This is a genomic window from Ramlibacter sp. (assembly GCF_041916345.1).
Taxonomy (GTDB): domain Bacteria; phylum Pseudomonadota; class Gammaproteobacteria; order Burkholderiales; family Burkholderiaceae_C; genus Ramlibacter.
Map to the genome: position 1 here is coordinate 1 of NZ_JAYRZR010000172.1, position 2,792 is coordinate 2,792.

2 protein-coding genes are annotated in these 2,792 nt (G+C 70.8%); one reads left to right on the plus strand and one right to left on the minus strand.

Annotated elements, in window-relative coordinates:
* Positions 1–21: 21 nt before the first annotated feature.
* Entirely contained in the window at positions 22–2,082 is a 2,061-nt protein-coding gene (locus ACE3T5_RS21445) for an ATP-dependent helicase (protein WP_374670142.1), read from the minus strand.
* A 99-nt stretch (positions 2,083–2,181) separates the two neighbouring features.
* Here ACE3T5_RS21445 and ACE3T5_RS21450 point away from each other — a divergent pair, with 99 nt between their 5' ends.
* Positions 2,182–2,703, plus strand: coding sequence for a DUF4019 domain-containing protein (locus ACE3T5_RS21450; protein WP_374670143.1), 522 nt, complete (start codon positions 2,182–2,184; stop codon positions 2,701–2,703).
* Positions 2,704–2,792 lie beyond the last annotated feature (89 nt).

Sequence of the window (2,792 nt, forward strand, 5' to 3'; positions counted from 1 at the left end):
AGCTAAGGCTGCCCGGCGCCGCTACTTCCAGGCGGCGCGCGCCCGGTCGCGCACCTGCATCACCGGCGCCTGCGGCCGCGCCGCCATCGGGGCCTGCCCCGCCACCACCGGCCAGGTGACCTGCTCGAAGTGGGGCAGCATGGCCTCGGTGATGAAGCGCGTGCGCGCGGCGTAGAGATGGCGGTCACCGCCGCCCTGCTGCTGCGTGACGTAGAAGCGCTGCGGCACCAGCAGGTTCAGGTCTTCCTTCGCGCGCGTCATGGCCACGTAGAGCAGGCGGCGCTCTTCCTCGATGTCTTCGGTGGTGCCGGTGGCCAGGTCACTCGGCAGGCAGCCATCCACCACGTGCAGCACGTGCACGGCCTTCCACTCCTGCCCCTTGGCGCTGTGGATGGTGGAGAGGATGAGGTAGTCCTCGTCGCGGTGCGGCGGGCCGCTCTGGTCACTGGTGGCCTCGGGCGGATCGAGCGTGAGTTCGGTGAGGAAGCGCTCGCGCGTGGGGTAGCCGGCAGCCAGCCGCACGAGCTGGTCGAGATCGGCGCGGCGCATGGGCGCGGCGTCGTGCAGGCGTTCGAGCTGCGGCAGGTACCAGGTGCGGGCCAGCTCGATGTCCGCCGGCCAGGTGATGGCCGGGTCCGACAGGCGGGCCTGCAGTTCAGCGAAGGCCGCCCACTCCTCGCGGGCGGCGCCCGGCGGCTGGAAGCCCTGCAGCGCCGCGCGCGGATCTGCCGCGTCGGCCAGTGCATCGAGCAACCGCGTGGAGGTGGCCGCACCGATGCCGGGCACCAGCTGCGCGGCGCGGAAGCCCGCCATGCGGCCGCGCGGGTTGTGCGCGAAGCGCAGCACGGCCAGCAGATCCTTCACGTGCGCCGCCTCCAGGAACTTGAGGCCGCCGAACTTGAGGTAGGGGATGTCGCGGCGGGCCAGCTCCAGCTCAACCGCGGCGCTGTGATGGCTGGTGCGGAACAGCACCGCCTGCTGCTTGAGCGGCATGCCGGCCTCGCGCGCGCGCAGCACCTCGTCCGCCACCCAGCGAGCCTCCTGCGCCTCATCGGGCACGAGCACGATGCGCGGCCGGCGTGACGAGGCACGGTCGGTGAAGAGCTGCTTGGCATGCCGCTCACGCGCGGCGGCGATCACGGCGTTGCTCGCGTCCAGGATGGGCTGGGTGCTGCGGTAGTTGCGCTCTAGCGCCACCACGCGCGCGGGCGTGCCGTAGTGGTGCGGAAAGTCGAGGATGTTGCGTACCGTGGCCCCGCGGAAGCTGTAGATGCTCTGCGCGTCGTCGCCCACCACGGTGACGCCCGCGCCATCGGGCTTGAGCCGCTGCAGGATGCGGCCCTGCAGGCGATTCGTGTCCTGGTATTCGTCCACCAGCACGTGGTCGAAGCGCTCGCCCAGTTCGGCCGCGAGCGAAGGCTCCTCCATCAGGTCGGCCCAGAAGGCCAGCAGGTCGTCGTAGTCCAGCACGTTCTGCTGCTGCTTGGCCTCTTCATAGGCGCCATACAGGCGCTTGAGCGCGTCTTCCCACTGCGCGCACCACGGGAAGGCCTGGGCCAGCACGCGGTCGATCGGCTCGCAGGTGTTGCGCACCCGCGAGTAGATGGCCATGCAGGTGCCCTTGAGCGGAAAGCGCTGCCGGCCTTCGGTGAGGCCGATCTCGTGCCGCACCAGGCCCATGAGGTCCTCGGAGTCGCCGCGGTCGTGCAGGGTGAACTGCTCGTCCAGGCCGATGCGGGGCGCGAACTCGCGCAGGATGCGCGCGCCGATGGCGTGGAAGGTGCCGCTCCACGGCAGCGCGGGCGGCACGGCCGCGGTGCCCAGGGCCTGCTGCATCACCGTGCCCACGCGGCGCTCCATCTCCTGCGCGGCGCGGCGGCTGAAGGTGAGCAGCAGCATCCGCTGCGGATCGGCCCCCTCGCGGATCAGGTGTGCCACCCGGTGCGCCAGCGTGCTGGTCTTGCCGGTGCCCGCGCCCGCGATGACCAGCAGCGCCCTGCGGTCATCGGCCGTGTCCCCCGTGCCGTGGGTGGCCGCGGCACGCTGCTGCGGGTTGAGGGCTTCCAGGACGTCTTGGCGCATGATCCCGATACTGTAATTCGATCCAGTAACGGCGGGTAAAGATCGGAACCCGAGGGCGGCCACTACACTCCGCCACTCATCGTGAACACCGGACTGCGCATGACCCGAATCGCCCGCCTCGCCCTGCTGACCCTGGCCACCGGCCTGGCCGCCACGGCGCACGCGCAACTGAAGCCCTCTACCGGCATTGCGCCGCGGCCGGCCGCGCCGGCCCCTGCCGCAGCCCCTGCGCCCGCGCCGGCCGCGCAGCCCGGCGCCAAGGCCGATACCGAAAAGGAAACCGCAGGCCGCATGGCCGCCCTGGGCTGGCTGGGCCTGCTGGACCGCCGCGACTGGGGCACCGCGTGGGACAGCTCCGCCAGCGCCTTCCGCCAGACCGTGCCGCTGGGCAACTGGATGGACGCGATCCCGAAGGTGCGCGAGCCCTTCGGCGTGCTGAAGGAGCGCGAGCCCGCCGAGACGATCTACAAGACCACCATGCCCGGCCGCCCCGACGGCCACTACGTGAGCGTCAATTTCGTCAGCCGCTTCGACAAGATGACGGTGAACGAGGTGGTCACGACCACGCTGGATACGGATGGACGGTGGCGGGTGATGGGCTACACGTACACGCAGCGTTGAGTGGAACGCTGGGGTTGCGCTATCGCTCCACCCCAGCCTACAAGGAACAGCAGTGGTTGGCTTTTCGTAGGCTGGTGGTGGAGCGGTAG

Excerpts from the sequence above, each read along its gene's own strand:
- ACE3T5_RS21445 (WP_374670142.1), bottom strand. The coding sequence starts at position 2,082 with ATGCGCCAAGACGTCCTGGAAGCCCTCAACCCGCAGCAGCGTGCCGCG.
- ACE3T5_RS21450 (WP_374670143.1), top strand. The coding sequence starts at position 2,182 with ATGACCCGAATCGCCCGCCTCGCCCTGCTGACCCTGGCCACCGGCCTG.